The following is a 25,360-nucleotide window of genomic DNA, read 5'->3' on the forward strand; positions in this document are numbered from 1 at the left end:
TTTCAGAAATATCCCGGGGTGAGCGCCGCAGGCGCGAGGGGCAGCGCCCCTCTGGCTAGCCCATCGCATGGCGGTTGCTGGCAGAATAATGGCCTGTCAGGTGGTGCTCCAGCTGGCGCTCGATATCGCCCAGCAGCGAGGAGGCGCCGAAGCGGAAGAGGTCGGGCTGCAGCCAGGGCTGGCCCAGCTCCTCTTTCATCAGCGCCATATAGGTCAGGGCGTCCTTGGCCTTGGCGATGCCACCGGCGGGTTTGTAGCCGACCTTGATGCCCGTCCGGTCCTCATAGTCGCGGATGGCGCGGACCATGGTGAGCGTCACGGGCAGGGTGGCGTTGACGCTCTCTTTGCCGGTCGAGGTCTTGATGAAATCGGCGCCCGCCATCATGCAGATCAGCGAGGCGCGGGCGACGTTGCGCAGCGTGCCAAGCTCTCCGGTGGCCAGGATCGCCTTGACATGGGCATCGCCACAGGCAGCGCGCATCTCGCGCATCTCGTCATACAAAGCCTGCCAGTTCTGGGTCAGCACATGGCGGCGGGAGATGACGATGTCGATCTCGCGCGCCCCGGCGCGGACGCTCTCGCCGATCTCCTGCATCCGCAGATGCAGCGGCGACAGCCCCGCCGGAAAGCCGGTGGACACCGCGGCCACGGGGATGCCGGAGCCCTCCAGCGCCTCGACCGCGGTCGCCACCATGTCGTGATAGACGCAGACCGCGCCGACCTTCAGGCCGGGCAGTCCCAGGGCCTGAAGCATGTCCGCCCGCACCGGCTGGCGGGCCTTGGCGCAGAGCCGCTTCACCCGCCCCGCCGTGTCGTCGCCCGACAGCGTCGTGAGGTCGATGAGGCTGATCGCCTTCAAGAGCCAGGCCGCCTGGAAGTCCTTCTTGACCGACCGCCTTGCGCCGATCGTCGCGGCCCGGCGCTCGATGGCCGAGGTATTGGCGTGCACGCTCGCGACCCAATCGAGATCGAGGCCCATGCCGGGGTTGCGCGCATGGGTCACCTGCGGCAAGTGATGGGTCGAGATATCAAGTGTCGTCTGCATGGCTGCCTCCCCGGCTCGGGTCAAGGTTTGCACGTGTGGGGCAGGGCTGGCAAGGTGGCGCGACCGGTTGGCGGCAAAAAATTGACCAAACGGTCAGGGAAGTGGTGATGACGGGACATTGGGCGGGTTATGCGGGGCTGGGGATCTTTGTCCTGGCCTATCTTCTGGTGGTCTTCGAGGAAAAGACCCACATGGCAAAGTCCAAGCCCGTGGTGCTGGCGGCGGGGCTGATCTGGGCCCTCATCGGGGTCTCGATGCCCGAGACGGCGCATGAGCGCGCGATGGAGGTCATTGCCGATTACGGCGAGTTGCTGCTCTTCCTTCTGGTCGCCATCACCTATGTCAACACGCTGGAAGAGCGCCGCGCCTTCGAGGTGCTGCGGGCCGCGCTGGTGCGGGCGGGGCTGGGATATCGGGCGCTTTACTGGCTGACGGGGGGCTTGGCCTTTTGCCTCTCGGGGGTCTTGGACAATCTGACGACGGCCTTGGTCATGGGGGCGGTGGTCATGGCCTTGGGGCGCGATGTCCCGCGTTTTGCGGTGCCTGCCTGCGTCTCCCTCGTCGTGGCGGCCAATGCCGGGGGGGCCTTTACGCCCTTTGGCGATATCACGACGCTGATGGTCTGGCAGAAGGGCAAGCTGGGGTTCTTCGACTTCTTTGCGCTCTTCCTGCCCGCTTTGGTCAACTGGCTGATCCCGGCGGTCTTGATGTCCTTTGGCCTGCCGGGGGGGCGGCCCGTGGCCTCGGAGGCGCAGGTCGTGGCGAAACCCGGCATGTGGGGCGTCGTGGCGCTCTTTGCCGCCACCATTGTCACGGCGGTCATCTTCAAGAACGCTTTGCACCTGCCGCCCGCCATGGGGATGATGCTGGGCCTTGGGTATCTGCAAGTCCTGGCCTATGCGCTGCAACGGCGCGGGGCGCGGGCCGATGACGGGGACATGGTGCTGGACAGCTTCGCCCAGGTGCAGAGGGTGGAGTGGGACACGCTGCTCTTCTTCTTCGGCATCATCTTTGCGGTCGGCGGACTTGGCGTCATGGGCTGGCTGGGGCTGCTCAGCGCCGGACTTTACGACGGGGTGGGGGCGACGACGGCCAATGTGGTCCTGGGGCTGGCTTCGGCCGTGGTCGACAACATCCCCCTGATGTTTGCCGTGCTGACCATGGACCCGGCCCTGAGCCACGGCCAGTGGTTGCTCATTACGCTCACCTGCGGGGTGGGCGGGTCCATCCTCTCGGTGGGTTCGGCCGCCGGGGTGGCGCTGATGGGGCTGGCGAAGGGGACCTATACATTCGGCGCCCATCTGCGCTGGGCCTGGGCCGTCGCTTTGGGCTATGGCGCCAGTGTTATCGTTCACATATGGTGGAACGCAGCGCTGTTCGGGTGATTCCGGCGCATGAGGGCGGGTTTGCCGCAAGGGGGGGAGATGTCCTTTTACGAAAGCCATGATCCGCGGTTCGACCGCTATGTCATGTTCAACGCGCCGCTGAAGCAACTGGCGACGGGCTTCGACTGGGTCGAGGGCCCGGTCTGGTTCGGCGATGCGGGCTGCCTGTTGTTCAGCGATATCCCGAATGACCGCATCCTGCGCTATACGCCGGGTCTGGGGATCACGACCTACCGCCAGCCCGCGAACTTCACCAATGGCCATACCCGCGACCGTATGGGGCGGCTGGTCTCCTGCCAGCATGGCACGCGGTCGGTGACGCGGACGGAACATGACGGCCGGGTCGTGACCCTGGCCGAGGGCTGGGGGGGCAAGCGCCTGAACTCTCCCAATGACGTCATCGTGGCCTCGGATGGGGCCGTCTGGTTCACCGATCCGCATTACGGGATCGGGTCGAACTACGAAGGCCACCAGGCGGAGCAGGAAATCCCCTGCCATGTCTATCGCATCGACCCCGATGGGACGATGCAGGCGATGATCACCGACATGATGTGCCCCAATGGCCTGTGTTTCTCGCCAGATGAGAGCCTTTTGTACGTGGCCGATACCGGGCGGATGGGGCATTCCGATCCGACCCATATCAAGGTCTATGACATGGTGGACGGGCGCCCGGTGAATGGGCGTGTCTTCCACGTGATCTCTCCCGGGGTGGCCGATGGCATCCGGGCCGACAGCGAGGGCAATATCTGGAGCTCGGCCCGGGATGGGGTCCATTGCATCGCGCCGGACGGAAAGCTGCTGGGCAAGATCCTCGTGCCGGAAATCGTGTCCAACCTGTGCTTCGGCGGGCGGGAGAAGCATGTGCTTTACATCACGGCGACCACGAGTCTCTATGCGTTAGCGCTAAACAGGAAGGGAGTGCAGCAACCATGACGGCAAGGATTGGCCTGATCGGTCTTGGCACCATGGGGGCGATGCTCGCCCTGAACATCGCGGAAAAGGGCTTTCCCATCGCGGTCTGGAACCGGACGACGCAAGTGACCCGGGACTTCGCGGCGGGGGCGGGGGAGCTTTCCTCTCGCATCGTGCCGACCGAGTCCCTGGAGGAACTGGTGGCGGCCATCGCCAAGCCCCGGGCGATCATCCTGATGGTCCCGGCGGGTCCGGCGGTGGATCAGCAGATCGAGGCATTGAGGCCGCTCCTCGACCCCGAGGACCTCATCATCGACGCGGGCAATGCGAATTTCCACGACACCGACCGGCGGGCGGCGGCGGCCTCGGGCTATCGCTTCCTCGGCATGGGCGTCTCGGGCGGCGAAGAGGGCGCGCGGCATGGGCCCTCGATCATGGGCGGCGGCGCGCGGGAGGATTGGGACCGCGTGGCCCCGGTGCTGGAGGCGATCTCGGCCAAGTACGAGGGCATCCCCTGCGCGACCCATATGGGGCCGGGGGGCGCGGGGCATTTCGTCAAGGCGGTGCACAACGGCATCGAATATGCCGATATGCAGATGATCGCCGAGATCTATGGCGTTATGCGCGATGGGCTCTCGATGAAGGCCTCGGCGGTCGGTGAGGTCTTCTCAGCCTGGAACGCGGGGCCCTTGCAGAGCTACCTGGTCGAGATTTCGGCTGCGGTGGCCAAGGCGGTCGATGGCGAGAAGCCGATGCTGGACGTGATCCTCGACAAGGCCGGCCAGAAGGGCACCGGGCGCTGGACGGTGATCGAGGCGCAGAACCTCTCCTCGCCCATCCCGGTGATCGAGGCGGCGGTGATGGCGCGCAATGTCTCGGCCAGGCTGGATGAGCGGCGGCGGGGCGAGGCGGAGTTCGGCGCAGCTCCAATGGCGCTGCCCCCGGGGGCTGTGACGGTGGCCCAGCTTGAGCAGGCGATGATCGCGGGCAAGATCCTGTGCTATGCCCAAGGCTTCGACCTGATCGTGGCGGCGGGGCATGAGTTTGGCTGGGACCTGCCCCTGCCCGCGATTGCGCGGGTCTGGCGCGAGGGCTGCATCATCCGTTCGAGCATGCTGAATGACATGGCCACCGCGCTGGCCGAGAACCCGGGCCGCAACCTGATGCTGGCGCCCTTCTTTGCGGCCCATCTGAAGGCCTCGGTCCCCGGGTTGCGCTCCGTGGTGGCGGCGGGTGTGGCCCATGGGCTGGCGATGCCGGCGCTCTCACAGGGTCTGGCCTGGTTCGACATGATGCGGACGGGGCGCTCGACGGCCAACATGATCCAGGGGCAGCGGGACTTCTTCGGGGCCCATGGGTTCGAGCGGCTGGATCAACCCGGGACCGGGCTGCATGGGCCCTGGGGTGGGCATATGGCCTGATGGCCCCTGGCGGGCTGGCGCCCTTGGGTCCATCAGGCGGAAGCGGGGGGCTGCCGCCCCCCGCACCCCCCGCAATCAGGGGGCTGCCGCCCCCCGAGCCCCCTGCCCAAAAGGGAGCACGCTCCCCTTTGGAAACCCCGTGAGTATTTGAGCCAATATGAAAGGGGTCAGAGGCGGGTGGCTATGTCCAGCATCCGGTTCGAAAAGCCCCATTCGTTGTCGTACCAGCCGAAGACCCTGAGCATGCCGCCCTTGGTGATGCGCGTTTCCGGGGTTGCCATGACGATGCTCTCGGGCCTTGCGCGCAGGTCGGAGGAGACCAGCGGGCGATCCGTGGCGCCGATGACGCCGCCCGCCGCGTGGAAGGCGGCGTTGACTTCTTCGACGGTCGTGGGGCGTTCCAGAATCAACGCGAGGTCCACGGCGGAGACCGAAGCCGTGGGGACGCGGACGGCGGAGCCCTCGATGCGGCCCGCGATCTCGGGCAGGACCAGGTCGAGGAGCCTTTGGGCGGAGGTCGTGGTGGGGACCATCGAGAGGGCCGCCGCGCGGCTCCGGGCGTAGTCGGCGGCGGGGGCGTCGGTGGTGGGTTGTGAGCCGGTGTAGCAGTGGATCGTCGTCATCGAACCCGTGACGATGCCCCAGGTCTCGTGGATCAGCTTGGCCAGGGGGGCCAGGGCGTTCGTCGTGCAGGAGGCGTTGGAGATCAGGCGCTGGCTGCCGATCCGGCCCTCGTTCGCGCCCAGCACCACAGTCAGCTCTGCCGCCTTGGAGGGGCCGGAGATCAGCACGCGTTTGGCCCCTGCGGTCAGACCGCGCGAGGCGATATCAAGGCTGTCGGCGCGGCCCGTGCATTCCATGACCAGGTCGATCCGGCCCAGGTCCAGGGTTGAAATGTCGGGCGTGCGGTGCAGGGGAATGGCGTGGCCGTTGACAGTGAGGGTCGAGCCCTCGAGCCGCACGGTCCCGCGCCAGGGGCCGAAGACGCTGTCATATTCAAAGAGATAGGCCGCCATCTGCGCATCGGTGATGTCGTTGATGCCTGCGATCACCAGGCCCGGCCAGCGGGTGGGCTCTGCTGCCCAGGCGCGCAGGATCGACCTTCCGATCCGTCCGAAACCGTTGAGGAAAATCTGCATGAGGGGTCCTCCTGCTGCTTTTGATCATATTGTCGCAGCGGGGGCAACGGGCTTGACTCCCGGGGCGCGGGGCGGCAGTCGGAAGAAAAGGGAGGCTCTCATGGAATTTTCTCGCAAGGTAAAGATCGCGCCGTCGATCCTTTCGGCGGATTTCGCGAATTTCGGGGCGGAGTGTCGGGCGATCGAGGACCAGGGGGCGGACTGGGTCCATGTCGATGTGATGGACGGGCATTTCGTGCCGAACCTGACCTTCGGGCCCGCGATGTGCGCCGCGATCCGGCCGCATATCCGGGGGGTGATGGATGTGCATCTGATGATCTCCCCGGTGGATCAATACCTTGAGGCCTATGCCAAGGCGGGGGCCGATGTGATCTCGGCCCACCTGGAAGCGGGGCCGCATGTGCATCGGACCTTGCAGGCGATCAAGGGCCTGGGGAAGAAGGCGGGCCTGGCGATCAACCCGGGGACCGGGATCGAGGCGGTGCCTTACCTGTTGGACCTGGTGGATGTGGTCTGCGTGATGACGGTGAACCCGGGGTTCGGCGGGCAGAAGCTGATCGAGAGCGCCTATGACAAGGTCAGGGCCTTGCGGGCGATGATTGGCGACAGGCCGATCCATATCGAGATCGACGGCGGGGTGACCAACGATAACGCCGGGGCCCTGGTGAAGGCCGGGGCGGATGTGCTGGTGGCGGGGTCCACGGTGTTCAAGGGCGGTTCGGTGATGAAGCCTGAGGTTTACGGCGCCAATATCGCGGCTTTGCGGGCGGCGGCGGAAGGCTGAGGCCGACACTTTCGCCCCGCCGCCCCGGGCTTGAGCCCCTGGGCCTCGACGGATACGGTGCGCCTTTCGGGTCGAGGCCCCGGTTCAAGCCCGGGGCGGCGGGGTTCTTAGAGGAGCCGAAGAGCGGCTTTGGTCGCGGTCAGGAAGAGGTCGGCCTGGGCCTCGGTCAGGATCAGCGGCGGGCGGATTTTCAGGACATGGCCTTTCGGGCCGGTGGCCGAGATCAGGACCCTTGCTTCGCGCAGGAGGTTCACCAGGCGGGCGGCGCGGGCGGCGGAGGGGTGGCCGTCCTCCAGGATGTCAAGGCCGAGGAAGAGGCCGGCTTGGCGGGTCTCTCCAAGCGCCTCATGGGTCAGGCTGCGCAGGCCCTCGGCCATCAGGGCGCCGATCCTCGACGCATTGGCGAGAAGGTCATCCGTCTCGATGACCTCCATCACCGCCATGGCCGTGGCGCAGGCCACCGCATTGCCGCCGAAGGTGTTGAAATAGCGGGCTTTGGTGCCGAAAGGCAGAAGGACCTCGGGCTTGGCGACCAGGGCCGCGACGGGGTAGCCATTGCCCATGGGCTTGCCCATGGTGACCAGGTCGGGCGTTATGCCGTGGGTTTGAAAGCCCCACCAATGGGCGCCGGTGCGGCCGAAGCCGGGCTGGACCTCGTCGGCGATCATCAGGGCTCCGGCTTCATGGGTGGCCTGCACCGCCGGGCCGAGGAAGGCGCCGGGGATCACGCCGTCGGAGGAGAAGATCGTGTCGACCAGGAGCGCTGCGGGTTTCACCCCGTGGCGCGACAGGTCGGCGAAGGCGGCGGCGACATCGGCGGCAAAGCTGGCCGCATCGCGCGGCGCGGGCACCGTTCGCACATGGGGGCCGAGGTTCACGCCCGGCCCAAGGCTGGGCGAGGCTCCGGCCATCAGATGGGTGACGCCGTGATAGGCGTTTTCGGTCACCACCAGCCCCGTGCCGCCCGTCGCGGCAAAGCAGATGCGCAGGGCGAGGTCATTGGCCTCGGAGCCGGTGCAGGTGAACATGACCTGGGATAGCTCGGGCGGGAAATGCGAGAGCAGTTTTTCGGCGCAGTCCAGGACCGTGTCGTTCAGATAGCGCGTGTGGCTGGCATAGATCGCAGCTTGGCGCGCGGTGGCCTCCAGCACGCGGGGGTGCGCGTGACCCAGCGAGGCCACGTTGTTGTAGCAATCCAGGTAGGCCGCGCCCTGGGCATCGTAGAGCCAGGCACCCTGGGCGCGGACGAAATGCACCGGGGTCTCGTAGAAGAGCCGGTAGGCCGGGCCCAAGAGACGCTGGCGGCGGGCGACCAGGGCCTCGGTTTCGGGCGGGAGATTTCCCAGCCCGGGGACAAAGGCATTCACCATGGTTTCGTCGCGGCTCATCGCGGGCTCCAGTCGAGGTCGATCAATGCAGCAAGCCCGGCGGCGGCGGAGGGCGTGTTGCGCAGGATATAGGGGGCGTTGTCCGGGTAGCGGGCGGCGCGGGTATGGGCGATGGCCAGGGTGGTCAGCATCCGGGCGCGGGTCAGCAGCGGCAAAAGGGCCAGTTCCTGCGGCAGAAGCGGCAGGGTGGCATGATAGGCGCGGGCAAAGGCGCCGAGGCTTTCGCCGGGGCGTGCGGGGTCGACCTGGTAGGAGGCCGCCACCGCCATGTCGCAGATCCGGGCCGTGCGCAGCATGTCGCCAAAGTCGAGGATGCCGGTGACCTGGTCGGGATCATCGCCGACGAGCAGGTTGTGCGGGTTCAGGTCGTTATGGACCACCTGCCAGGGCAGGGACGGGAGAAGCGGCAGGGCCTGGGTCTCGAAGGCGTCGAGCGTGGCTTCGGCCAGGGGGCGGAGGTCCGGCGGGATATTGGCCAGAAGCGGCGCCAGCCGGGCGGTGTGGCGGATGTCCCATTGCAGGTCCTGGGCTTCTCCGGGGTGGCGGAAGGGTGCCAGCGCCTGGGTCAGCCGTGCGTTCAGCCGCCCCATGGCGGCGCGCTGGGCATCGCTGCGCGGAGCAGCGTGCAGTGGCGCTCCCTCGAGATAGGTCAGGAGCCGCAGGAGCCCATGTTCGGTTTTCACCAGGGTTTGGCCGTCCCGCGCAGGGATAACCCGGGGCACGGGCAGGCCGGAGTTCGAAAGATGCAAGAGCGCCTGGGTCTGGAAATCGGTGACCTCATGGGGCTCGGCCGGGTTGGCGAGTTTCAGCACATGGCGCGGAGCGCTTTCGACCCGGAAGTTCAGGTCGCGTTCGGAGGTCAGGGGCGTCAGCTCCGCCTCGATGCCCCAATGGCGGGAGAGAAGCGCCCGGGCCTCGGCCTCGGGCAGGATGGGGGGCGGGGTGGTGAGGTTGGAACCGAGCGGCATGGGGCGATTGGGGGGGAAGGGCGGGGCGGTGTCAATGGGGGCGGTGGAGAAGATGCGGTGGGATCGCGGGGGCGTGTGAACACGCAGCCCAAGGTCGGGGGACCTCGTTTGGCGTCCTGGGGCTCTCGTCGGGCTGCGTAGCCCGGGGTCGTGACCCCGGGTCCTGGGGTCAGTCCATCTCTACCCAAAGGGGGAAGTGGTCGGAGGCGATCTCGGGCCTGGTCCAGGCGCGGCGCAGGCGGGGGACGAGTTCGGCCGAAGCGAAGATATGGTCGAGCTGGCGCAGGCGGAGTTCTCCCGCGATCACCTTCTCATGGGTGTGCAGGCTTTGGCCGAGATGGGCGACCGCATCGACCATCTGACCGGCATAAAGCGCGCCGGGGTGATAGGGGGTCTCGCCGGTGATGGCCAGGTATTCTGGCGCGCCGGGTTCCATGTTGAAATCGCCCATCCAGAGCTGGGTCATTGGGCAGGGCGGCTCGGGCTGGCTGGCGGTCCAGTTGCGGGAAGGCTCGTCGTCCTGGCCGCTCCAGGGGCCGGAGGTCTGGGCGGCGAGGGTCTTCAGGTGCTCGATCTGGGCCAGGCGCTCGGCCCGGCCGACATGGGCGAGATGCAGGTTGAAGAGGCGCAGGGGGCCCTTGGGCGTCGCAATCACCGCCTCGAGCGCGCAGGTCTGAGTGTTGATGGGCTGGATCATGCGGTGAAGGGGCAGGAGATGGGTGCGGCTCCAGAGGATCGGCCAGCGCGACAGGATCAGGGGGCCGAACTGGCGGCGTCTCAGCGGTTCTTCCGGCGTGGCGGCGTCCATGTCGAAGCCCGCGCCGTAGACGGCAAAGCGCCCCGTGGCGCGGGCGAGGAGGGCGGGCTGGTCGTCGAAGCCCGTGCGCGACCAGTGGCGGTCGACCTCTTGCAGGGCGGCAATGTCGGACTGTGTCACGATATGAGCGATGCGCGACAGGTCATATCCATTGTCCTGGCCGTAACCGTATTGGATGTTGTAGCTGAGAAGGCGCATCTTGGCTCCAAGGACGGGGGCATCCTGCCACCGGACTCCCTGAGGATATTTGCGAAGAGATGAATGAGGAAGCGGGTTTGAACCGGATCGACGGGATGCGTCCGGATGGGCCGGGGTTTGGGGCGCTGGCCGTGGGGGTCAGGACGCTGGAGCTGGTGCATGCCGGGCGGAAGGATGTGCTGCGGGGCGGGGTCAGGGACAGGCGTCTGACGGTGGAATACTGGTATCCGGCGGTTGCGGGCGGGGGGGCGGAGTACCGCACGCTTCTGCGCGACGGGCGGCGCGCGGTGGTGTTGCGGGGGCGGGCGGGCCGGGGGGCGGAGGCCTTGGCGGGCGATTACCCCCTGGTGATCCTGAGCCATGGTTTTCCGGGCAACCGGATCTTGATGAGCCATTTCGGCGAGTTCCTGGCCAGCCATGGCTACCGCGTGGCCTCGATCGACCACGAGGAAAGCACCTATGGCGATGCGGCCTACCTTGGGGGCAAGGCCTTCCCCTCGACCCTGGTGAACCGGGCGGCGGATACGGGGTTCGTGGCGGGGGAACTGGGCGGGGATTACGCCATCATCGGCTATTCGATGGGGGGCTATGGGGCCCTGGTGGCGGGGGGCGCGCGGCTGTCGCAGACGGCGCGGGACTGGGCGGCGGGGGAGGGGTTCGACCTGCCCCTGCCCGAGGTGCCCGCGCGGTTGAAGGCCATCCTGCCCATCGGTCCCTGGGGGCGGCAGCGGGATCTTTGGGATGCCTCGGGCATGGCGGAATTGGCGGTGCCGATGTTCCTGATGGCGGGGTCGGAGGATCACGTCTCGGATTACCCTTCAATGCGGCGGATCTGGGCGGAGGCGCGGGGGGAGCGGCATCTTCTGACCTTCCAGGGCGCCGGGCATAATGCGGCGGCCCCGATCCCGGCGCCTTCCGAGGCCTGGGAGCGCACGGAGGGGCTGAGCTTCGTGCCCTTCGAACATTATGCCGATGCGATCTGGGACACGCTGCGGATGAACAACATCGCCCAGGGCTTTGCGCTTTGGTTCCTGGATCGGCATCTGAAGGGCCTTGCGGCAGAGGCTCCGGCGGTGCCGCTTGGGGTCACTCTGGAGCACGGACAGTGAAGGGGCGCGGGTAGCTGAACTCTTCCAGGTTGGGCGTCGTGCCGATGCGGTCGACCACGGCAAAGAGGCCGGGGGCGTGGAGCGGTGTCAGCACGCCGTGCCAGACCCCGCGATGCAGGTTGATGCCCTGGGCGCCGTTGGTGAGGAAGGCCTGGGGCGTCGCCTCGGGGCCTTTGGAGACGATGACCAGGAAAGGGTTCTGGTGCATCGGGAGGAAGGCTTGGGAGCCCTCGGGGTGGCGCTCGATCAGGGAGAAGTCGTAGGGCAGGGCGCGGGGCTCGGCCAGGAAGATCGAGATGCCGGGGCGGGCATCGGCCACGTCGATCAGGGCGCGGTCGTGGTGGCGGCGGCAGAGACCTTCGTTGATCAGGCGGAAGTCTCCGGTCGCCTCCAGCACATCGCCGAAGGGGGCGAAGGCTTCAGGGGTCAGGGGGAGGGCTTGGATATGCATGGGGGCCTCGTGGGGGTTTTGCGGCGACCGCCCGCCTGGGAGACAAGGCGCAGGAAGCGGCGGCGGTCGGTGAGTGCGGCCTCGATCAGGCCGGGCATTGCGGGTTTCAGATGGGCGGCCAGGGTGGAATGGGTCTGGTCGGGGAAGAGGATCTGGTCGGCTTCCGTGAAGCCCTGCGCCTGGGCCAGGTCGTCGGCGGCGTGCAGGATATAGGTCTGGCGGGCGCGGGATGGGGGCGCGGTCAGGTCCCTGGGCAGGGCATCGGTATGGGCGCGCCAGCGGGTCTCCCAGTCTGCGGCGGGCTGGTGCTGGGGGCCTATGGCGATCACCGCGTCGATGGGCAGGTGATGGGTGGCTTGCAGCGCCAGGAAGCCGCCCATCGAGGCGCCGAGGGCCAGGGTTTGGGGGTGTTTCGGCGCCAGGGCCAGGGTCTCGGCCAGGCCCGGCGCGGTGCCCCAGGAGCGGGTCACATCGATCAGGAAGAGGGTCGGATGGGGTCTTGTGCTGCGGGCCCATTCGGGGACCGGGGGGCGGGAGGGATCATGGCCGATCGAGGCGCAGGTGAGGATCAGGGTCTCGGTCGTGCCGGGCAGGTAGAGGAGGTGGTAGTTCCCCTCGGCCACCAGGGGCGTCATAACAGCGCCATCCTTGCCGCAAGGTCGGTCTTGATCCGGGCGATCATGAAATCGCAGAAGAGCCTGATCTTGCTGTCTTTCTGGCTGCGCGACTGCGAGAGGAGCGAGAGCTGCACCGGCAGGGGCGGCGTGGCCTCGGCCACGGGAACCAGGGCGCCCGAGGCCAGGTGCTCGGCCACTTCGAAGGCGGGTTTCAGGACGATGCCATGGCCCTCCAGCGCCCATTGGGTCAGGACGTCGCCGTCGTCAGATTCGAAGGGGCCGGAGATCTCGAAGCGGCGCAGGCCCTCGGGGGTCTGAAGGGTCCATTGGAACTCTTTCGCGCCGGGGAAGCGGAGGTTCAGGCAGTCATGGGTCGCCAGCGCCGCGCCGTCCAGGGCCATGCCGCGCCGGGCGATATAGGCGGGGGCGGCGCACAGGAGCCTTGGGCATTCGGCGATCTGGCGGACCTTCAGCGTCGAGTCCTCCAGTTGGCCGAGGTGGAAGGCCACGTCCAGCCCCTCGGCGGTCAGGTCGATGACGCGGTCCGAGAGGCGCAGGCGGATGTCGATCAGCGGGTAAAGCGCGGTGAAGGCGGGCACATGGGGCGCGATGAAGCGGCGACCGACACCCAGGGGGGCGGCCACGAAGATCACCCCGCGCGGGTTCTGCGCCACATCCATCACGGCGGCCTCGGCCTCTTCGATGGCCTCGAGCACGCGTTTGGCGCCGTCATAGAAGAGCCGCCCGTTCTCGGTCGGCTGCAGGCTTCGGGTCGTGCGGTTGAAGAGCCGGACGCCCAGGTGCTTCTCCAGCTCGGAAATCCGGGCCGAGGCCACGGCCGGAGAGGTGCGCTGATCGCGGGCCGCGGCGGACATCGAGGCGAGCTCGTAGACCCGCACGAACATTTTCAGGTTGTTCACATAGGACATTGCCCAAGCCTTCAGCTTGTCGGAGGTTTTTGAAAGTCCTGCGACATTCGCAGGATTAACAGACAAGTGCCCCCCGGTATAGGGTCAGCCAAAAGGGGAGACCGCGATGTATGACTGGATCGTCCTGTGGGATTTCGCGCAAGTTGCGGTGCGCTGGCTGCATGTGATCACGGCCATGGCATGGATCGGGTCGAGCTTCTACTTCGTGGCCCTGGACCTTGGCCTGCGCCAGGCGCCCGACCTGCCGCCCGGAGCCCATGGCGAGGAATGGCAGGTCCATGGCGGCGGCTTTTACCATATCCGCAAATATCTGGTGGCTCCGGCTGCCCTGCCCGAACACCTGACCTGGTTCAAATGGGAGAGCTATTCCACCTGGCTCTCTGGCTTTGCGCTGCTGTGCCTGGTCTATTACCAGGGCGCGCAGATGTTCCTCATCGACCCCGAGGTGATGGAGCTTCAGGTCTGGCAGGCGATTGCCATCTCGGTCGCCTCGCTGGCCTTTGGCTGGCTGGCCTATAACGCCATCTGCAAGGTCTTTGTGAACGCGAACCAGACCCTGGTCATGGTGGCGCTCTTCGTGGTCCTGGTGGGGATGAGCTGGTTCTACACCCAGGTCTTCTCGGGCAGGGCGGCGCTGTTGCACCTGGGCGCCTTCACCGCCTCGATCATGAGCGGGAATGTGTTCTTCATCATCATGCCCAATCAGCGGGTGGTGGTGGCCGATCTGAAGGCGGGGCGGAAGCCCGATCCGAAATATGGCAAGATCGCCAAGCAGCGCTCGACCCATAACAACTACCTGACGCTTCCGGTCGTCTTCCTGATGCTGTCCAACCACTATCCCTTGGTGTTTGCTACGGAATACAACTGGATCATCGCGGCGCTCGTCTTTCTGATGGGCGTGACGATCCGCCATTGGTTCAACACCCTTCACGCCCGCAAGGGGCGGCCGATCTGGACCTGGGCTGCCACGGCGCTTCTCTTCCTCGCCATCTGCTGGCTGGCCACCGCGCCGATGCGCCATCCGCCTGAAGAGGCCGCCCTGACCGGGCCAGAGATCACCCTGGCCGCCGCCCCGGGCTTCGAGGACGTGGTCTCCATCGTCCAGGGCCGCTGCTCCATGTGCCATGCCCGCGAGCCGGTGCAAGAGGGCATCCACTGGGCGCCGAAGGGGGTCCTGCTGGAGACGCAATCGGATATCCTCCGCGAGGCGCAGCGCATCTACGAACAGGCGGGCCTCACCCGCGCCATGCCGCCCGCGAACCTGTCGTACATGGAGCCCGAAGAGCGCGCCGCCATCGTTGACTGGTTCCGCTCGAGGGGTGAGGCGCTTTGACCCTGTCATAGGCCCGTCACGCAATTGCACCATAGGTTTCGCAAAAGCGTGGAGGCGATGATGACGGAAGATGTGGCGGGTCTCCTGGTGGACTATCCCGAGCCGGAGGTGGCTGACCCCGGACCGCTCTTCACCTATTCCAGCCCGGACATGCCCTGGCTGCGCCGCACCGTGATTCGGGTGGTGGAGCGTTTGTCGGGCAGCGGCCGCTTCGAGAAGCTTTACCGCCACTGGCAGGCGACCCGCGACCCCGATGCGCCGATCTTCTCGGAGGCGGTGCGGATCCTGGGCTTCGACCCCCAGGCCTCGGAGGCGGACATGGCCCATATCCCCGCCACGGGGCCATTGCTGATCGTGGCGAACCACCCGTTCGGCATCGCGGATGGGCTTTCCATCGGCCATCTGATCGCCAAGGTGCGCCCCGATGTGAAGCTGATCTGCCACTCGCTTCTGTGCAAGCCGCATGAGGCGCGGGGGGTCTTGATGCCCATCGACTTTGGCCCCGGCCCCGAGGCGCGGCGCACCTCGGCCGAGACGCGGCGGCAGGCGGTGGAGTGGCTCGATCAGGGCCATGCGCTGATCATCTTCCCGGCGGGCGGGGTTGCGACCTCGGTGACGCCTTTCGCGCGCAATGCCTCCGATTTCCTCTGGCATCCCTTCGTCGCGCGGCTGGCGCGGCGGGCGGGGGTTCAGACCCTGGCGATCTATGTCCAGGGGCGCAATTCGCGGCTTTTCCAGCTGGCGAGCCATCTGTCTTATGCGCTGCGCGTCTCGCTGATCTTCCACGAGACCCGGCGGCGGCTGAACCGGACCCTTTGGATGCGCATCGCTGCGCCGGTCGAGTGCGGGGCGATGGAGAAGGGCAATGTCGTGGCCTGGCTGCGGGCGCGGTGCTATGCCATGGCCGAAGAGGGCGGTCCGGTGGCGGAGGACGAGTTCACCTTCCCCGCGCGGATTCAGGTCTGAAGACTGCGGGCCTCGCGCCGCAGGGCGCGGGTCAGGGGGGCCAGGGCCTCGGCGGTCAAGCGGTTGAATTGCCAGTACAAAGGCACCCTCAGCCCGGTGTGGGGAATGAGTTCCACCAGGGCGCCTGAGGCGAGATGGGCGCGGACAAGCTGGACCGGGTTCATCCCCCAGCCGAGCCCCGAAAGGCAGGCATCGACGAAGCCCTGCGAGGAGGCGATGCGGTGGCATTGCAGCGCCAGCCTCCGCCCGGTCTGCGCCGCGACCCAGGCCTCTTGCAGCCGGTCCTTGTCGTTGAACCTCAGCGCCGGGGCGCGGGAGAGGCTGGCCGCGTCGACCGTTGCGAACCAGCGCGCGGCAAATTCCGGGGCGCAGGTCGCCAGGTAATGCAGGGCGCCCAGGGGGATCGTGTCGCAGCCCTGCAAAGGCCCGGGATGCGAGGTGATGGCGCCGACGACCTCGCCCGACTTCAAGAGCTCCTGGCTGTGGTCCTGGTCGTCGATCACCACGTCGAACAAAAGCCCTTCGACGCTGGCCAGCGCGGGCATGACCCAGGTCGCCAGGCTGTCGGCATTCAGCGCGATGCGGGTGACGGCGGGGCCCGAGGTCAGCCGCAGCTCCGCCGCAAGCGATTGATGCAGAAGCGAGATTTCCTCGTGGTGGCGCACCAGGCGCAGGCCGGTCACCGTGGCCTCGCAGGGCTGGCCGCGGCGGATCAGCAGCGTCCCCGTGGCCTCCTCCAGCGCCTTGATCCGCTGCGAGATGGCCGAGGGCGTGACGCCAAGATCCGCCGCCGCGAGGTCGAAGGCGCCCCTTCGGTGGACGGCAGCAAGGGCGGCCAACTGGGCGGGGTCGAACATTAGCCTCTCTTCATCGGCGGCAGAAGGTTTAATTTGATTGAACCCGCAAGGCAGGGCAGGTCAAGGGAAAAGGAGACAAGCTTGACCCCAGCCGCGATGACCCATCCCGCCATGGCCCCATACCCTCGGCTCAGCCTTGCCCGGGAGCGTGCCGCCTCGCTCTCCCGATTGACCCCGAGGGCAATCCCATGCTGACCCCGCTGATCCAGGGTTTCTTCACCGGGCTCAGCCTGATCCTGGCCATCGGGGCGCAGAATGCCTTCGTGCTGCGCCAGGGCATAAGGCGCGAGCATGTCCTGGCCGTGGTTGCGGTCTGCGCCATCTCGGACGCCCTGCTGATCGCGGCGGGGGTGGCGGGCTTCGGCACGGTGACCCAGGCCTTGCCCTGGCTCGTCCCCGCCATGCGCTGGTTCGGAGCGGCCTTCCTGGCCTGGTATGGCTGGCAGCGCCTGCAAGCCGCGCGCAAGGGGGGCGAGGCGCTCCGCCCCGCCGACGCCGCCCCCGCGCCGCTCCGCCAGGTCCTGGGCACCTGCCTCTTGCTCACTTGGGCCAATCCCCATGTCTACCTCGATACGATGGTTCTCCTCGGTTCGATCTCGACCCAGCACACCCCGCACGAGGCCACCTTCGGCCTCGGCGCCGCGATTTCCTCCCTGACCTTCTTCGCCGCCCTGGGCTTCGGCGCCCGCCTCCTGGCCCCCCTCTTCGCCAAACCCCGAGCCTGGGTCATCCTGGAACTCATCGTCGGCCTGACCATGTGGACCATCGCCGCCAGCCTGCTTTTGGGCTGATCCTTTCAACTTGGCCCAAATATCCACGGGGATTTTCAAGGGGGGCGTGCCCCCCTTGAAGCGGGGGTGCGGGGGCGGCAGCCCCCGCTTTCCCCCGTTGCCCCCCCCACCGCACGCAATGGTTACCAGACCTTTAACCCTTTTCCCCATCCTCCCCGGTCAAAGCGATTTCCCCCGGAGGTTTCGATGGCGAACAAGACGTCCCTGCAACTCCTGCCCTATCTGGCGCCCTCCCAGGCCCAGAAGCATGTGACCTATAACGCGGCCATCCAGCTTCTGGATGTGCTGGTCCAGACCTCGGCCGAGAGCCGTTTCCTGACCTCTCCGCCCGTGGCCCCGGTCGCGGGGGACAGCTATATCGTGGGCGCGGGCGCCAGCGGGGATTGGACGGGAGAGGACAATTCCGTCGCCGTCTACAACGGTTCCTTCTGGGACTTCTACGAGCCCAAGACCGGCTGGCGCGTCTGGGTTCAGGGCGAGGGCGCCGAGGCGGTCTATGACGGCACCGACTGGACGACCTCGGCCGACCGGCCCGAGCGCGTCGCGCGGCTGGGCATCGCCGCCGACAGCGATGACACCAACCGCCTGGCCCTGTCGTCCGACGCCAGCCTCTTCAACAACGCGGGCACCGGCCACCAGCTGAAGATCAACAAGGCGGGCTCGGCCAACACCGCCTCGATCCTCTTCCAGACCGGCTTCTCGGGCCGGGCCGAGATGGGGACCGTGGGCAATGACGACTTCGTCCTGAAAGTCTCGCCCGATGGCACGACCTTCCTGAACGGCATCACGATCGAGGCCGCGACCGGGCGCCTGGTCGCGGCGCGGGGGATCAAGGTCTCCCCGGTCGCAGGCGACCCCTCCGCGCCCGAGAACGGCGACATCTGGTACAATTCGACCACCGGCAAGCTGCGCATCCGCCAGGGTGGCACCACGGTGGACCTGGTCGACCTGGCCCTGGGCTCGGAGCAGCTGGTGAACAAGGGCCTGCCCAATGGTTATGCGGGGCTCGATTCCGCGGGCCGCGTGCCTGCCACGCAGCTGCCCTCTTACGTCGATGACGTGCTGGAGTTCACCAATTTCGCCGCCTTCCCCGACTCGGGCGAGCTTGGCAAGATCTATGTCGCGCTCGACACCAACAAGACCTGGCGCTGGTCGGGTTCGGCCTATGTCGAGATCTCGCCCGGGCCCGGCAATACCGACCAGCTGACCGAGGGTTCGACCAACCTTTACTTCACCGCGCCCCGGACGCTGGGCACCGCGCTGACCGGCTTTGTCGCGGCGGGCAGCCGGACGGCCATCACCGCCTCCGATACCGTGCTGACGGCGCTGCAGAAGACGCAGAAATACCATGCCGACCTTTCGGCCGTGGCCTTTGGCGGCAGCTTTGCCGATCTGACGGCCAAGCCCACGACCATCGCGGGCTATGGAATCACCGATGCGGTGGATCTGGGCTCGACGCAGACGATCAGCGGGACCAAGACCTTTTCCGGCACGGTGACCTTCTCCGGCCCCCTGACCTCGGTGGACAGCAACTTTACCGTCCGCGACAATGCCGATGCCAACAAGAAGGCGCGGTTCGAGCTTTCCGGCGTGACCACCGGGACGACCCGTGTCCTGACCGTGCCGGATCTCGACGGCGAGCTGGTCCTGTCCGAGGAGGATTTCCCGACCCGCGCCGCCTTCGTTGCCTGGGCCCCGGGCAAGACTCCCTCGATTGGCCGCGTCATCACGGCAGAGGGCTATCGCTATCGCTATATCGGCAGCGGCACGGCGATTTCGGACCTGCCGGGCTGGGTGCCCGATGGCACGGCCACGGCGGTGCATTTCGGCGCCGACCTGACCGGCGTGGTCTCGGCCATCCCCGATGTCTCGGCCCTGATCGACTATGTCCAGGCCCAGGGCGGCGGCATCGCCAAGCTTCCGGCGGGCACCTATCACTGGCCGGGGTCCTTGCAGAAAGAGGGCCTGACCAACGTCATCCTTGAAGGCGAGGGCAACCGCACGCGCCTGGTGCGCCAGGGCAACCAGACGGCGGCGGCGCTGCGGTTTTACGCGGGCACCAACAACCGCATCCGCTCGATGCTTCTGGAATGCGGCGGCTATTCGGGGCGCGGCTTCGTCATCCAGGACCGCTTCACCGGGATCGAGGATGTCGAGTGCAACAACTGCCCCGACCGTCCCTTCGGCATGCAGGGCGGCGGCGACACGTCCTGGGGGATCGACAGCGAGGGCCGCACCTCGGATGACGGCGCCTTCACCACGGCGACCTTCTTCCCCATGGGCTGCTGGCTGGAGGAATGCCGGGTGACCCGCGCGGGCAACACCGCCTTCAGCCAGAAGCAGATGCACCATTCCCGCATCACGCGCTGCGTCTGCCAGAATGTCTTCTCTGAGGGCATCACGATCGACAAATGCGACTGGTCGGTGGTGACGGGCAACACGCTTCTGGACGTGTCCAAGGTCAGCGTGACGGAGTTCCCCGACCTGGACGCCGGGAGCGGCTTCCTGACGGCGGGCGGCGGCGGGGTCGGCGGCGTGGGGATCGACGGGGCGACCGGCTCGCGCTTTGCCAAGAACACGATCATCGGCGTGAACACCGATATCACGGTGCGCAACAACCGGATCAAGGCGGCGATCAACCTGGTCAACAACATCCAGGCCTCGAACGGGATCCAGATCGAGGGCAACTATTTCTCGGATGCCAAGGCCGGGATCTGGCTGAAGGGGACGGTGTCGGGCGCGTCGGACAACAACTATCGCCATGTGATCACGGACAATGTCTTCGACACGATGGGGACGGGGCCGGGGACCTCGACCGCCCAGTTCGGAGCGATCTGGATCGACGCGGGCTGCACCGACAACGTGATCTCGGGCAACACCCAGATCGGAGGCGCGACCCTGATCACCGGAGGAGTCTCGACCAATGTCATCGACGCGACGGCCGCGGCGGTGCCCTGGCTGACGCCGCCCGCTGGGGAATATGTCTTGACCACGATCGGCGCGGGCGCAGCCGCCACGACCTCGGCCGGAGCGGCGGGGCGCATTGAACTCTTCCCCTTTGCGCCGCGCACCGATCACTTCGCCACGGGCCTTGCGATCAACGTGACCACCGGCGTGGCCGCCGCGCTTGCGAAGTTCGTGATCTATGACAGCGACCAGTTCAGCCGCCCGGGCTCTCTCGTCTACGAATCCGGCGACATGAACCTGGCGACCACCGGGGTCAAGACCGTGACGATCTCGCTGACCTTCCGGCAGAACCGGACCTACTGGATCGGCGCCCGCCATCCCTCGACCGCGACGATCTCGGTCTGGAACATCAATGCGACCCCCGACCTGAACGGGGGAGCGCCGGTCGCCTCCGCCCGCAAGACCCCGCGGCGGACCCTGGCCTATGCCACGCCCGCAACCACGACCTGGGGCTGGAACAGCGGCGAGATCTCGAACGGCCTGCCCCCGGCGATCTGGCTGAAAGTCTGAAAGGAAAGACCCGGCACCGCGAGGCGCCGGGTCTTTTCATTTCGTCACAAGCCCTTGGCTCAGGCAGCGGCCTTGGCCTTCAGGATGTCCTTCTTGATCGCCAGGGCGTCCGACGACAGCTCGTCGTCCTTGGCCTTCAGGAGGAAGGCATCCAGACCGCCCCGGTGATCGACCGACCGCAGCGCGGCGGCGGTGATGCGCAGCTGGAAGCTGCGGCCCAGGATGTCCGAAATCAGCGTGATCTCGTTCAGGTTGGGCAAGAACCGACGACGGGTCTTGTTGTTGGCGTGGCTGATCTTGTTGCCAGACATCGGGCCTTTGCCCGAGAGTTCGCAGACGCGCGACATCGTGGTGTTCCTTCGTGTGTCAAGACGAGAACACCGCCCACAAGGCGGCGTCCGAATTCGATTGACGTCGCTTTAGGTGGAATCGCCCGGAAGGTCAAGCGGGGAACGGGCCCCGCGTGGCGAACCCGGGGCGATCTCTTGCAGAAGCGCGCGCGCGGCCTCCTCCGCCCCGCGCCCCTGGGCCACTTCGGCCCCCAGGGCCTCCATCCGCGCCCGGATCCTGGGCTCGGTCAGCACCGCCAGAAGCCCCTGGCGCAGCTCCTCTTCGAACCAGTGCCGCGCCTGGTCCGCCCTTGTCCGCGCCCAATGTCCCTGGGTCCGTCGCCAGTCGACCAGCCCCCGGATCGCCTCCCAGGCCTCCGCCAGCCCCCGCCCCTCGGCCGCCGAGACCGCCAGGGCCAGAGGCCCGCCCTCCGGGTCCTGGGGCCGGTGCCGCATCAGCCGCAGGGCGCCCTTGTAATCGGCCAGGGTCCGCTCCGCCTGGGCCCGCAAGGCGCCATCGGCCTTGTTGACCAGGATCACATCCGCCATCTCCATGATGCCGCGCTTGACGCCCTGCAGCTCATCCCCCCCCGCAGGCGCCAAAAGCAGGACGAAAACGTCACAAAGCGCCGCCACCACGGTTTCCGACTGGCCCACCCCCACCGTCTCGATCAGCACCACGTCAAAGCCCGCCGCCTCGCAAAGCGCCACCGCCTCCCGCGTGCGCCGCGCCACGCCGCCCAGCTCCGACCGGCTGGGAGAGGGCCGGATAAAGGCGCGCGGATCGCGGGAAAGCCGCTCCATCCGCGTCTTGTCCCCCAGGATCGAGCCCCCGGTCCGCGCCGAGGACGGGTCCACCGCCAGGACCGCGACCTTCAGCCCCTCTCCGGTCAGCATCAGCCCAAAGGCCTCGATGAAGGAGGATTTCCCCACACCGGGCGTCCCCGTCAGCCCGATCCGCAGCGCCTGGCGCCGGGGCAGGGCGGACATCAGCTCCAGCGCCTCGGCCCGGTGATCGGGCCTTTGGCTCTCGACCAGGGTGATGGCACGGGCGAGCGCCCGGCGGTCGCCTTGAGAAAGGGCTTCAGAGAGTTGGGCGATATCCATGCGCCCTTTGTGGCAAAAGCCGGGGCAGGGGGGAAGGGGGCAGGGCGTCGCGGGTCCCGGGGTGTACCCCGGGCTACGCGGCGGCGAGAGAGCGAGGACCCTGCGGAGGTCGCGCTGGTGGGGGGCTTGGCGCGCGCGCCGGGCAGGGATCTCCCGCACCCAGGACAAGAAGCGGGGGTTTCACACCCCCGCACCCAAGACAAGAAGCGGGGGTTTCACACCCCCGCACCCAGGACAAGAAGCGGGGGTTTCACACCCCCGCACCCAGGACAAGAAGCGGGGGTTTCACACCCCCGCACCCCCGTGGGATATTTGAGCCAATGTGAAAGGGGAAGGGCGCGGGTTCGGGCCGCAGCGCTGGGTCGGGTGCGTGATCTCACGCATCTTGGTGTCTGGCTTTTGCGCTTGCCTCACGCTGAGGCGCTACATAAGCTTTGAGTCACCCTTGGGACCCACAATATGTTGCAGAAACGACTGCCCCCCTTCGTCGCAGAGAACTACGAATGCCACGAGTGGAAACATGCCAGCGCCATCCTTTCGCAGGATTTTCCGCAAGAATGGGCCGATATCATGGCTGTCCTGACAGCTTTGCGGCTGAAGAAGTCATGGATCGCGGTGGGCGGCGGCAACAAGTCGAAGCTGGCCGGGTTCTTTGACGCCTTTCTGGGGGCCCGAGGATGGCAGGAGAAGCAGTTCCAGACCGCCATCATTGTCGATGACCAACGGGTGGATTCTCCGACCCACAAGATCGATTGCTATCGGAACGGGGTCGCGCTTGAAATCGAGTGGAACAACAAGGATCCCTTCTTTGACCGGGATCTGAACAACTTCCGCCTCTTGTTTGACCTGCGTGCCGTCAGCGTCGGGGTGATCGTGACGCGCGCCGACGAGCTGCAAGATATTTTTAACCATCTTGGACGAGGATCGTCCTATGGTATGTCGACGACCCATATGTCAAAGCTCCTGCCTCGGATCGAAGGTGGCGGCGGTGCTGGCTGTCCACTGTTGGTCTTCGGGATACGGAAATCGCTTTATGAAGAGGACGACGCATGACCACGGCTGCTGACGATCTTCGGGCCAAAGTGGCGGGGCGGAAGTTCCGGACGATTCTGGCGGATCCGCCGTGGCAGTTCGAAAACCGGACGGGCAAGATGGCGCCCGAGCACAAGCGTCTGTCGCGGTATCCGACGATGACGCTGGAGGAGGTCTGCGGGCTTCCGGTGCGCGAGGTCGCAGCCGATACGGCGCATCTTTACCTTTGGGTGCCGAACGCGCTTTTGCCGGATGGTCTGCGTGTCATGCAGGACTGGGGTTTTTCTTATAAAAGCAACATCATCTGGTACAAGATCCGCAAGGATGGCGGACCCGATCGGCGCGGCGTCGGATTCTATTTCCGCAATGTGACCGAGGTTTTGCTGTTCGGGGTGCGCGGCAAGAATGCACGCACCTTGGCGCCGGGGCGCAGTCAGGAAAACATCATCTCGTCGCAAAAGCGCGAACACAGCCGCAAGCCGGATGAGCAATATGGTCTGATCGAAAGATGCAGCCCCGAAGACCGGCTGGAGCTTTTTGCGCGCGGTCCAAGGGCCGGGTGGGAGGTCTGGGGCAATCAGGCGGACGAATACACGCCCACCTGGAACACCTATGCGAACCATTCACAGGCGGGACGGACGCCTGACGAGGTAGTCGTTCCCGGGGCGGTCGCTGCGTCCTGAGCCTTTGCGGCCCTCCGGGGGATTGGGCCTTCGCCATGGGGCAGGGCTTTGGTGATGTTTGCCGCCCTCACCCATCCATTCCCTAACAACTCCTTAACCCGCCCGACCAAGCCCTTGTTGTCGCTAAGTTATCCCCCCTTTGCACGCGTGCAAAGCCCCCACCTTTCCCGCCCCGCTCTCTTCCGGTATAAGCCGGGCATGTCCCAGAACCCGCCCAATCTCCGCCCCGACCTCGCGCCCCGTGCGCTGATCACCGATGCCCCCCGCCCGGGCCAGCCGACCATCGGCATGGTCTCCTTGGGCTGCCCCAAGGCCCTGGTGGACTCAGAACGCATCCTGACCAGGCTCCGGGCCGAGGGCTACGCGATCTCGCCCGACTACCAGGGGGCCGAGGCGGTCATCGTCAACACCTGCGGCTTCCTGGACTCGGCCAAGGCCGAGAGCCTGGCCGCCATCGGCGAGGCCCTGCAGAACAACGGCAAGGTCATCGTCACGGGCTGCCTCGGGGCCGAGCCGGAGTATATCACCGGCGCCCATCCCAAGGTCCTGGCCGTGACCGGGCCTCACCAGTATGAGCAGGTCCTGGACGCCGTCCACAAAGCGGTTCCCCCCGCGCCCGATCCTTTCATCGACCTTCTCCCCGCCACCGGCGTGACCCTGACGCCGCGCCATTACAGCTACCTCAAGATCTCCGAGGGCTGTAACCACAAATGCAAGTTCTGCATCATCCCCGACATGCGCGGCCGCCTGGTCAGCCGCCCCGCCCATGCCGTCCTGCGCGAGGCCGAGAAGCTGGTCGAAGCCGGGGTGCGGGAGCTTTTGGTGATCTCCCAGGACACTTCCGCCTATGGGGTGGATATCAAGCATGGCCTGTCCCCCTGGAAGGGTGCCGAGGTCCGGGCCCATATCACCGACCTCGCCCGCGAGATGGGGGCGCTCGGTGCCTGGGTGCGGCTCCACTACGTCTACCCCTACCCCCATGTCCGCGACCTGGTGCCCCTGATGGCCGAGGGCCTGATCCTGCCCTATCTCGACATCCCCTTCCAGCACGCCCACCCAGATGTGCTTCGCCGCATGGCGCGGCCTGCGGCGGCGGCCAAGACCCTGGACGAGATCGCCGCCTGGCGGAGGGATTGCCCCGATATCATCCTGCGGTCGACCTTCATCGTGGGCTATCCGGGAGAGACCGAGGCGGAGTTCCAGACCCTGCTCGACTGGCTCGACGAGGCGCAACTCGACCGCGTCGGCGCCTTCCAATATGAAAACGTGGCAGGCGCGCGGTCGAATGACCTCCCCGACCATGTGCCCGACGAGGTCAAGCAAGACCGCTACGACCGCTTCATGGAGAAGGCGCAAGCCATCTCGGAGGCCAAGCTGGCGGCCAAGGTGGGGACCACGATCCAGGTCATCGTGGATGAGGTGGACGAGGACGGCGCCACATGCCGGACGAAGGCGGATGCGCCCGAGATCGACGGGAATTTGTTCATCGACGAGGGCTTCGAGGCGCTGAAGCCGGGGGATATCGTGACGGTCGAGGTGGACGAGGCCGGGGAGTATGATCTGTGGGGAAAATTGGTCTGATCGCAGCGGGGCTGGCCCTTTGGCCAGCCCTTGCCTTCGCA

At 66.8% G+C, this 25,360-nt stretch carries 23 protein-coding genes; 12 read left to right on the plus strand and 11 right to left on the minus strand.

The window, feature by feature from the left end:
- Positions 1-55: 55 nt before the first annotated feature.
- Positions 56-1,045: a deoxyribose-phosphate aldolase gene (deoC, locus tag GV832_RS11090; RefSeq protein WP_168774920.1), complete on the minus strand. Its 990-nt coding sequence runs from the start codon at positions 1,043-1,045 to the stop codon at positions 56-58.
- Between the two features lie 107 nt (positions 1,046-1,152).
- On the opposite strand from deoC, the gene nhaD reads away from it, so the two are divergent.
- Genes nhaD through gnd form a run of 3 tightly spaced genes read left to right on the plus strand, consistent with a single transcriptional unit; the run spans position 1,153 to position 4,763 of the window.
- On the plus strand, positions 1,153-2,430 hold the full coding sequence (gene nhaD / locus GV832_RS11095) for a sodium:proton antiporter NhaD (protein ID WP_168774921.1): 1,278 nt from the start codon (positions 1,153-1,155) through the stop codon (positions 2,428-2,430).
- A gap of 39 nt (positions 2,431-2,469) precedes the next feature.
- Positions 2,470-3,363, plus strand: coding sequence for an SMP-30/gluconolactonase/LRE family protein (locus tag GV832_RS11100; RefSeq protein ID WP_168774922.1), 894 nt, complete (start codon positions 2,470-2,472; stop codon positions 3,361-3,363).
- Positions 3,360-4,763: an NADP-dependent phosphogluconate dehydrogenase gene (gene gnd / locus GV832_RS11105; RefSeq protein WP_168774923.1), complete on the plus strand. Its 1,404-nt coding sequence runs from the start codon at positions 3,360-3,362 to the stop codon at positions 4,761-4,763. Before GV832_RS11100 ends, gnd begins: the two co-directional genes overlap by 4 nt.
- Positions 4,764-4,930: 167 nt before the next feature.
- Here the strand turns inward: gnd and GV832_RS11110 are convergent, their stop codons facing one another.
- Entirely contained in the window at positions 4,931-5,902 is a 972-nt protein-coding gene (locus GV832_RS11110) for a type I glyceraldehyde-3-phosphate dehydrogenase (protein WP_168774924.1), read from the minus strand.
- Positions 5,903-6,002: 100 nt separating this feature from the next.
- On the opposite strand from GV832_RS11110, the gene rpe reads away from it, so the two are divergent.
- A complete protein-coding gene (gene rpe / locus GV832_RS11115; RefSeq protein WP_168774925.1) occupies positions 6,003-6,686 on the plus strand; it encodes a ribulose-phosphate 3-epimerase in 684 nt (227 codons plus the stop codon).
- A gap of 107 nt (positions 6,687-6,793) precedes the next feature.
- Here the strand turns inward: rpe and GV832_RS11120 are convergent, their stop codons facing one another.
- The 3 genes from GV832_RS11120 to GV832_RS11130 form a co-directional block, all read right to left on the minus strand.
- Positions 6,794-8,074 carry an aspartate aminotransferase family protein gene (locus tag GV832_RS11120; RefSeq protein ID WP_168774926.1) on the minus strand — a complete coding sequence of 427 codons (1,281 nt, stop codon included), beginning with the start codon at positions 8,072-8,074 and terminating at the stop codon, positions 6,794-6,796.
- A complete protein-coding gene (locus GV832_RS11125; protein WP_168774927.1) occupies positions 8,071-9,042 on the minus strand; it encodes a phosphotransferase in 972 nt (323 codons plus the stop codon). Before GV832_RS11125 ends, GV832_RS11120 begins: the two co-directional genes overlap by 4 nt.
- A gap of 169 nt (positions 9,043-9,211) precedes the next feature.
- On the minus strand, positions 9,212-10,057 hold the full coding sequence (locus tag GV832_RS11130) for an endonuclease/exonuclease/phosphatase family protein (protein ID WP_168774928.1): 846 nt from the start codon (positions 10,055-10,057) through the stop codon (positions 9,212-9,214).
- Positions 10,058-10,116: 59 nt separating this feature from the next.
- Between GV832_RS11130 and GV832_RS22325 the strand changes: the two genes are divergently transcribed.
- Positions 10,117-11,166 carry an alpha/beta hydrolase family protein gene (locus GV832_RS22325; protein WP_168774929.1) on the plus strand — a complete coding sequence of 350 codons (1,050 nt, stop codon included), beginning with the start codon at positions 10,117-10,119 and terminating at the stop codon, positions 11,164-11,166.
- Here GV832_RS22325 and GV832_RS11140 read toward each other — a convergent pair.
- The 3 genes from GV832_RS11140 to GV832_RS11150 are packed head-to-tail and all read right to left on the minus strand — an operon-like array spanning position 11,144 to position 13,163.
- Complete coding sequence (locus GV832_RS11140; RefSeq protein WP_168774930.1) at positions 11,144-11,617, minus strand: ureidoglycolate lyase; 474 nt, start codon at positions 11,615-11,617, stop codon at positions 11,144-11,146. The two genes, GV832_RS22325 and GV832_RS11140, sit on opposite strands and share 23 nt — an antisense overlap.
- A complete protein-coding gene (locus tag GV832_RS11145; protein ID WP_168774931.1) occupies positions 11,593-12,252 on the minus strand; it encodes an alpha/beta fold hydrolase in 660 nt (219 codons plus the stop codon). Before GV832_RS11145 ends, GV832_RS11140 begins: the two co-directional genes overlap by 25 nt.
- Positions 12,249-13,163: a LysR family transcriptional regulator gene (locus GV832_RS11150; protein ID WP_168774932.1), complete on the minus strand. Its 915-nt coding sequence runs from the start codon at positions 13,161-13,163 to the stop codon at positions 12,249-12,251. The genes GV832_RS11145 and GV832_RS11150 overlap by 4 nt, the downstream gene beginning before the upstream one ends.
- Positions 13,164-13,269: 106 nt before the next feature.
- On the opposite strand from GV832_RS11150, the gene GV832_RS11155 reads away from it, so the two are divergent.
- The gene (locus GV832_RS11155) at positions 13,270-14,496 is read left to right on the plus strand and encodes a urate hydroxylase PuuD (protein WP_168774933.1); all 1,227 of its coding nucleotides are present in this window, start codon (positions 13,270-13,272) and stop codon (positions 14,494-14,496) included.
- Positions 14,497-14,553: 57 nt separating this feature from the next.
- Positions 14,554-15,462, plus strand: coding sequence for a lysophospholipid acyltransferase family protein (locus tag GV832_RS11160; RefSeq protein WP_168774934.1), 909 nt, complete (start codon positions 14,554-14,556; stop codon positions 15,460-15,462).
- On the opposite strand, the gene GV832_RS11165 is transcribed toward GV832_RS11160, so the two are convergent.
- Positions 15,453-16,319, minus strand: a complete 867-nt coding sequence (locus GV832_RS11165) for a LysR family transcriptional regulator ArgP (protein WP_168774935.1) — start codon at positions 16,317-16,319, stop codon at positions 15,453-15,455. The two genes, GV832_RS11160 and GV832_RS11165, sit on opposite strands and share 10 nt — an antisense overlap.
- A gap of 188 nt (positions 16,320-16,507) precedes the next feature.
- On the opposite strand from GV832_RS11165, the gene GV832_RS11170 reads away from it, so the two are divergent.
- Positions 16,508-17,110 (plus strand): LysE/ArgO family amino acid transporter, encoded by a 603-nt coding sequence (locus GV832_RS11170; protein WP_168774936.1) that lies wholly within the window; start codon positions 16,508-16,510, stop codon positions 17,108-17,110.
- A gap of 186 nt (positions 17,111-17,296) precedes the next feature.
- A complete protein-coding gene (locus GV832_RS11175; RefSeq protein WP_168774937.1) occupies positions 17,297-20,587 on the plus strand; it encodes a DUF2793 domain-containing protein in 3,291 nt (1,096 codons plus the stop codon).
- A 59-nt stretch (positions 20,588-20,646) separates the two neighbouring features.
- Here GV832_RS11175 and rpmB read toward each other — a convergent pair whose 3' ends face one another.
- Both rpmB and meaB read right to left on the minus strand, forming a co-directional pair.
- Entirely contained in the window at positions 20,647-20,934 is a 288-nt protein-coding gene (gene rpmB / locus GV832_RS11180) for a 50S ribosomal protein L28 (protein WP_168774938.1), read from the minus strand.
- 72 nt (positions 20,935-21,006) lie between these two features.
- Positions 21,007-22,023 carry a methylmalonyl Co-A mutase-associated GTPase MeaB gene (gene meaB, locus GV832_RS11185; protein ID WP_168774939.1) on the minus strand — a complete coding sequence of 339 codons (1,017 nt, stop codon included), beginning with the start codon at positions 22,021-22,023 and terminating at the stop codon, positions 21,007-21,009.
- 459 nt (positions 22,024-22,482) lie between these two features.
- Between meaB and GV832_RS11190 the strand changes: the two genes are divergently transcribed.
- The 3 genes from GV832_RS11190 to rimO all read left to right on the plus strand — a co-directional run bounded on the left by GV832_RS11190 (position 22,483) and on the right by rimO (position 25,319).
- Positions 22,483-23,076: a BglII/BstYI family type II restriction endonuclease gene (locus GV832_RS11190; protein ID WP_168774940.1), complete on the plus strand. Its 594-nt coding sequence runs from the start codon at positions 22,483-22,485 to the stop codon at positions 23,074-23,076.
- On the plus strand, positions 23,073-23,738 hold the full coding sequence (locus tag GV832_RS11195; protein ID WP_168774941.1) for an MT-A70 family methyltransferase: 666 nt from the start codon (positions 23,073-23,075) through the stop codon (positions 23,736-23,738). Before GV832_RS11190 ends, GV832_RS11195 begins: the two co-directional genes overlap by 4 nt.
- A 198-nt stretch (positions 23,739-23,936) precedes the next feature.
- Complete coding sequence (gene rimO / locus GV832_RS11200) at positions 23,937-25,319, plus strand: 30S ribosomal protein S12 methylthiotransferase RimO (RefSeq protein WP_168774942.1); 1,383 nt, start codon at positions 23,937-23,939, stop codon at positions 25,317-25,319.
- The last annotated feature ends 41 nt before the right edge of the window (positions 25,320-25,360 follow it).

It is taken from the genome of Stagnihabitans tardus (assembly GCF_009925085.1).
Taxonomy (GTDB): Bacteria; Pseudomonadota; Alphaproteobacteria; order Rhodobacterales; family Rhodobacteraceae; genus Stagnihabitans; species Stagnihabitans tardus.

Coding starts and splice junctions, on each gene's coding strand:
- deoC (WP_168774920.1), bottom strand. CDS start 1,045: ATGCAGACGACACTTGATATCTCGACCCATCACTTGCCGCAGGTGACC.
- nhaD (WP_168774921.1), top strand. CDS start 1,153: ATGACGGGACATTGGGCGGGTTATGCGGGGCTGGGGATCTTTGTCCTG.
- GV832_RS11100 (WP_168774922.1), top strand. CDS start 2,470: ATGTCCTTTTACGAAAGCCATGATCCGCGGTTCGACCGCTATGTCATG.
- gnd (WP_168774923.1), top strand. CDS start 3,360: ATGACGGCAAGGATTGGCCTGATCGGTCTTGGCACCATGGGGGCGATG.
- GV832_RS11110 (WP_168774924.1), bottom strand. CDS start 5,902: ATGCAGATTTTCCTCAACGGTTTCGGACGGATCGGAAGGTCGATCCTG.
- rpe (WP_168774925.1), top strand. CDS start 6,003: ATGGAATTTTCTCGCAAGGTAAAGATCGCGCCGTCGATCCTTTCGGCG.
- GV832_RS11120 (WP_168774926.1), bottom strand. CDS start 8,074: ATGAGCCGCGACGAAACCATGGTGAATGCCTTTGTCCCCGGGCTGGGA.
- GV832_RS11125 (WP_168774927.1), bottom strand. CDS start 9,042: ATGCCGCTCGGTTCCAACCTCACCACCCCGCCCCCCATCCTGCCCGAG.
- GV832_RS11130 (WP_168774928.1), bottom strand. CDS start 10,057: ATGCGCCTTCTCAGCTACAACATCCAATACGGTTACGGCCAGGACAAT.
- GV832_RS22325 (WP_168774929.1), top strand. CDS start 10,117: ATGAATGAGGAAGCGGGTTTGAACCGGATCGACGGGATGCGTCCGGAT.
- GV832_RS11140 (WP_168774930.1), bottom strand. CDS start 11,617: ATGCATATCCAAGCCCTCCCCCTGACCCCTGAAGCCTTCGCCCCCTTC.
- GV832_RS11145 (WP_168774931.1), bottom strand. CDS start 12,252: ATGACGCCCCTGGTGGCCGAGGGGAACTACCACCTCCTCTACCTGCCC.
- GV832_RS11150 (WP_168774932.1), bottom strand. CDS start 13,163: ATGTCCTATGTGAACAACCTGAAAATGTTCGTGCGGGTCTACGAGCTC.
- GV832_RS11155 (WP_168774933.1), top strand. CDS start 13,270: ATGTATGACTGGATCGTCCTGTGGGATTTCGCGCAAGTTGCGGTGCGC.
- GV832_RS11160 (WP_168774934.1), top strand. CDS start 14,554: ATGATGACGGAAGATGTGGCGGGTCTCCTGGTGGACTATCCCGAGCCG.
- GV832_RS11165 (WP_168774935.1), bottom strand. CDS start 16,319: ATGTTCGACCCCGCCCAGTTGGCCGCCCTTGCTGCCGTCCACCGAAGG.
- GV832_RS11170 (WP_168774936.1), top strand. CDS start 16,508: ATGCTGACCCCGCTGATCCAGGGTTTCTTCACCGGGCTCAGCCTGATC.
- GV832_RS11175 (WP_168774937.1), top strand. CDS start 17,297: ATGGCGAACAAGACGTCCCTGCAACTCCTGCCCTATCTGGCGCCCTCC.
- rpmB (WP_168774938.1), bottom strand. CDS start 20,934: ATGTCGCGCGTCTGCGAACTCTCGGGCAAAGGCCCGATGTCTGGCAAC.
- meaB (WP_168774939.1), bottom strand. CDS start 22,023: ATGGATATCGCCCAACTCTCTGAAGCCCTTTCTCAAGGCGACCGCCGG.
- GV832_RS11190 (WP_168774940.1), top strand. CDS start 22,483: ATGTTGCAGAAACGACTGCCCCCCTTCGTCGCAGAGAACTACGAATGC.
- GV832_RS11195 (WP_168774941.1), top strand. CDS start 23,073: ATGACCACGGCTGCTGACGATCTTCGGGCCAAAGTGGCGGGGCGGAAG.
- rimO (WP_168774942.1), top strand. CDS start 23,937: ATGTCCCAGAACCCGCCCAATCTCCGCCCCGACCTCGCGCCCCGTGCG.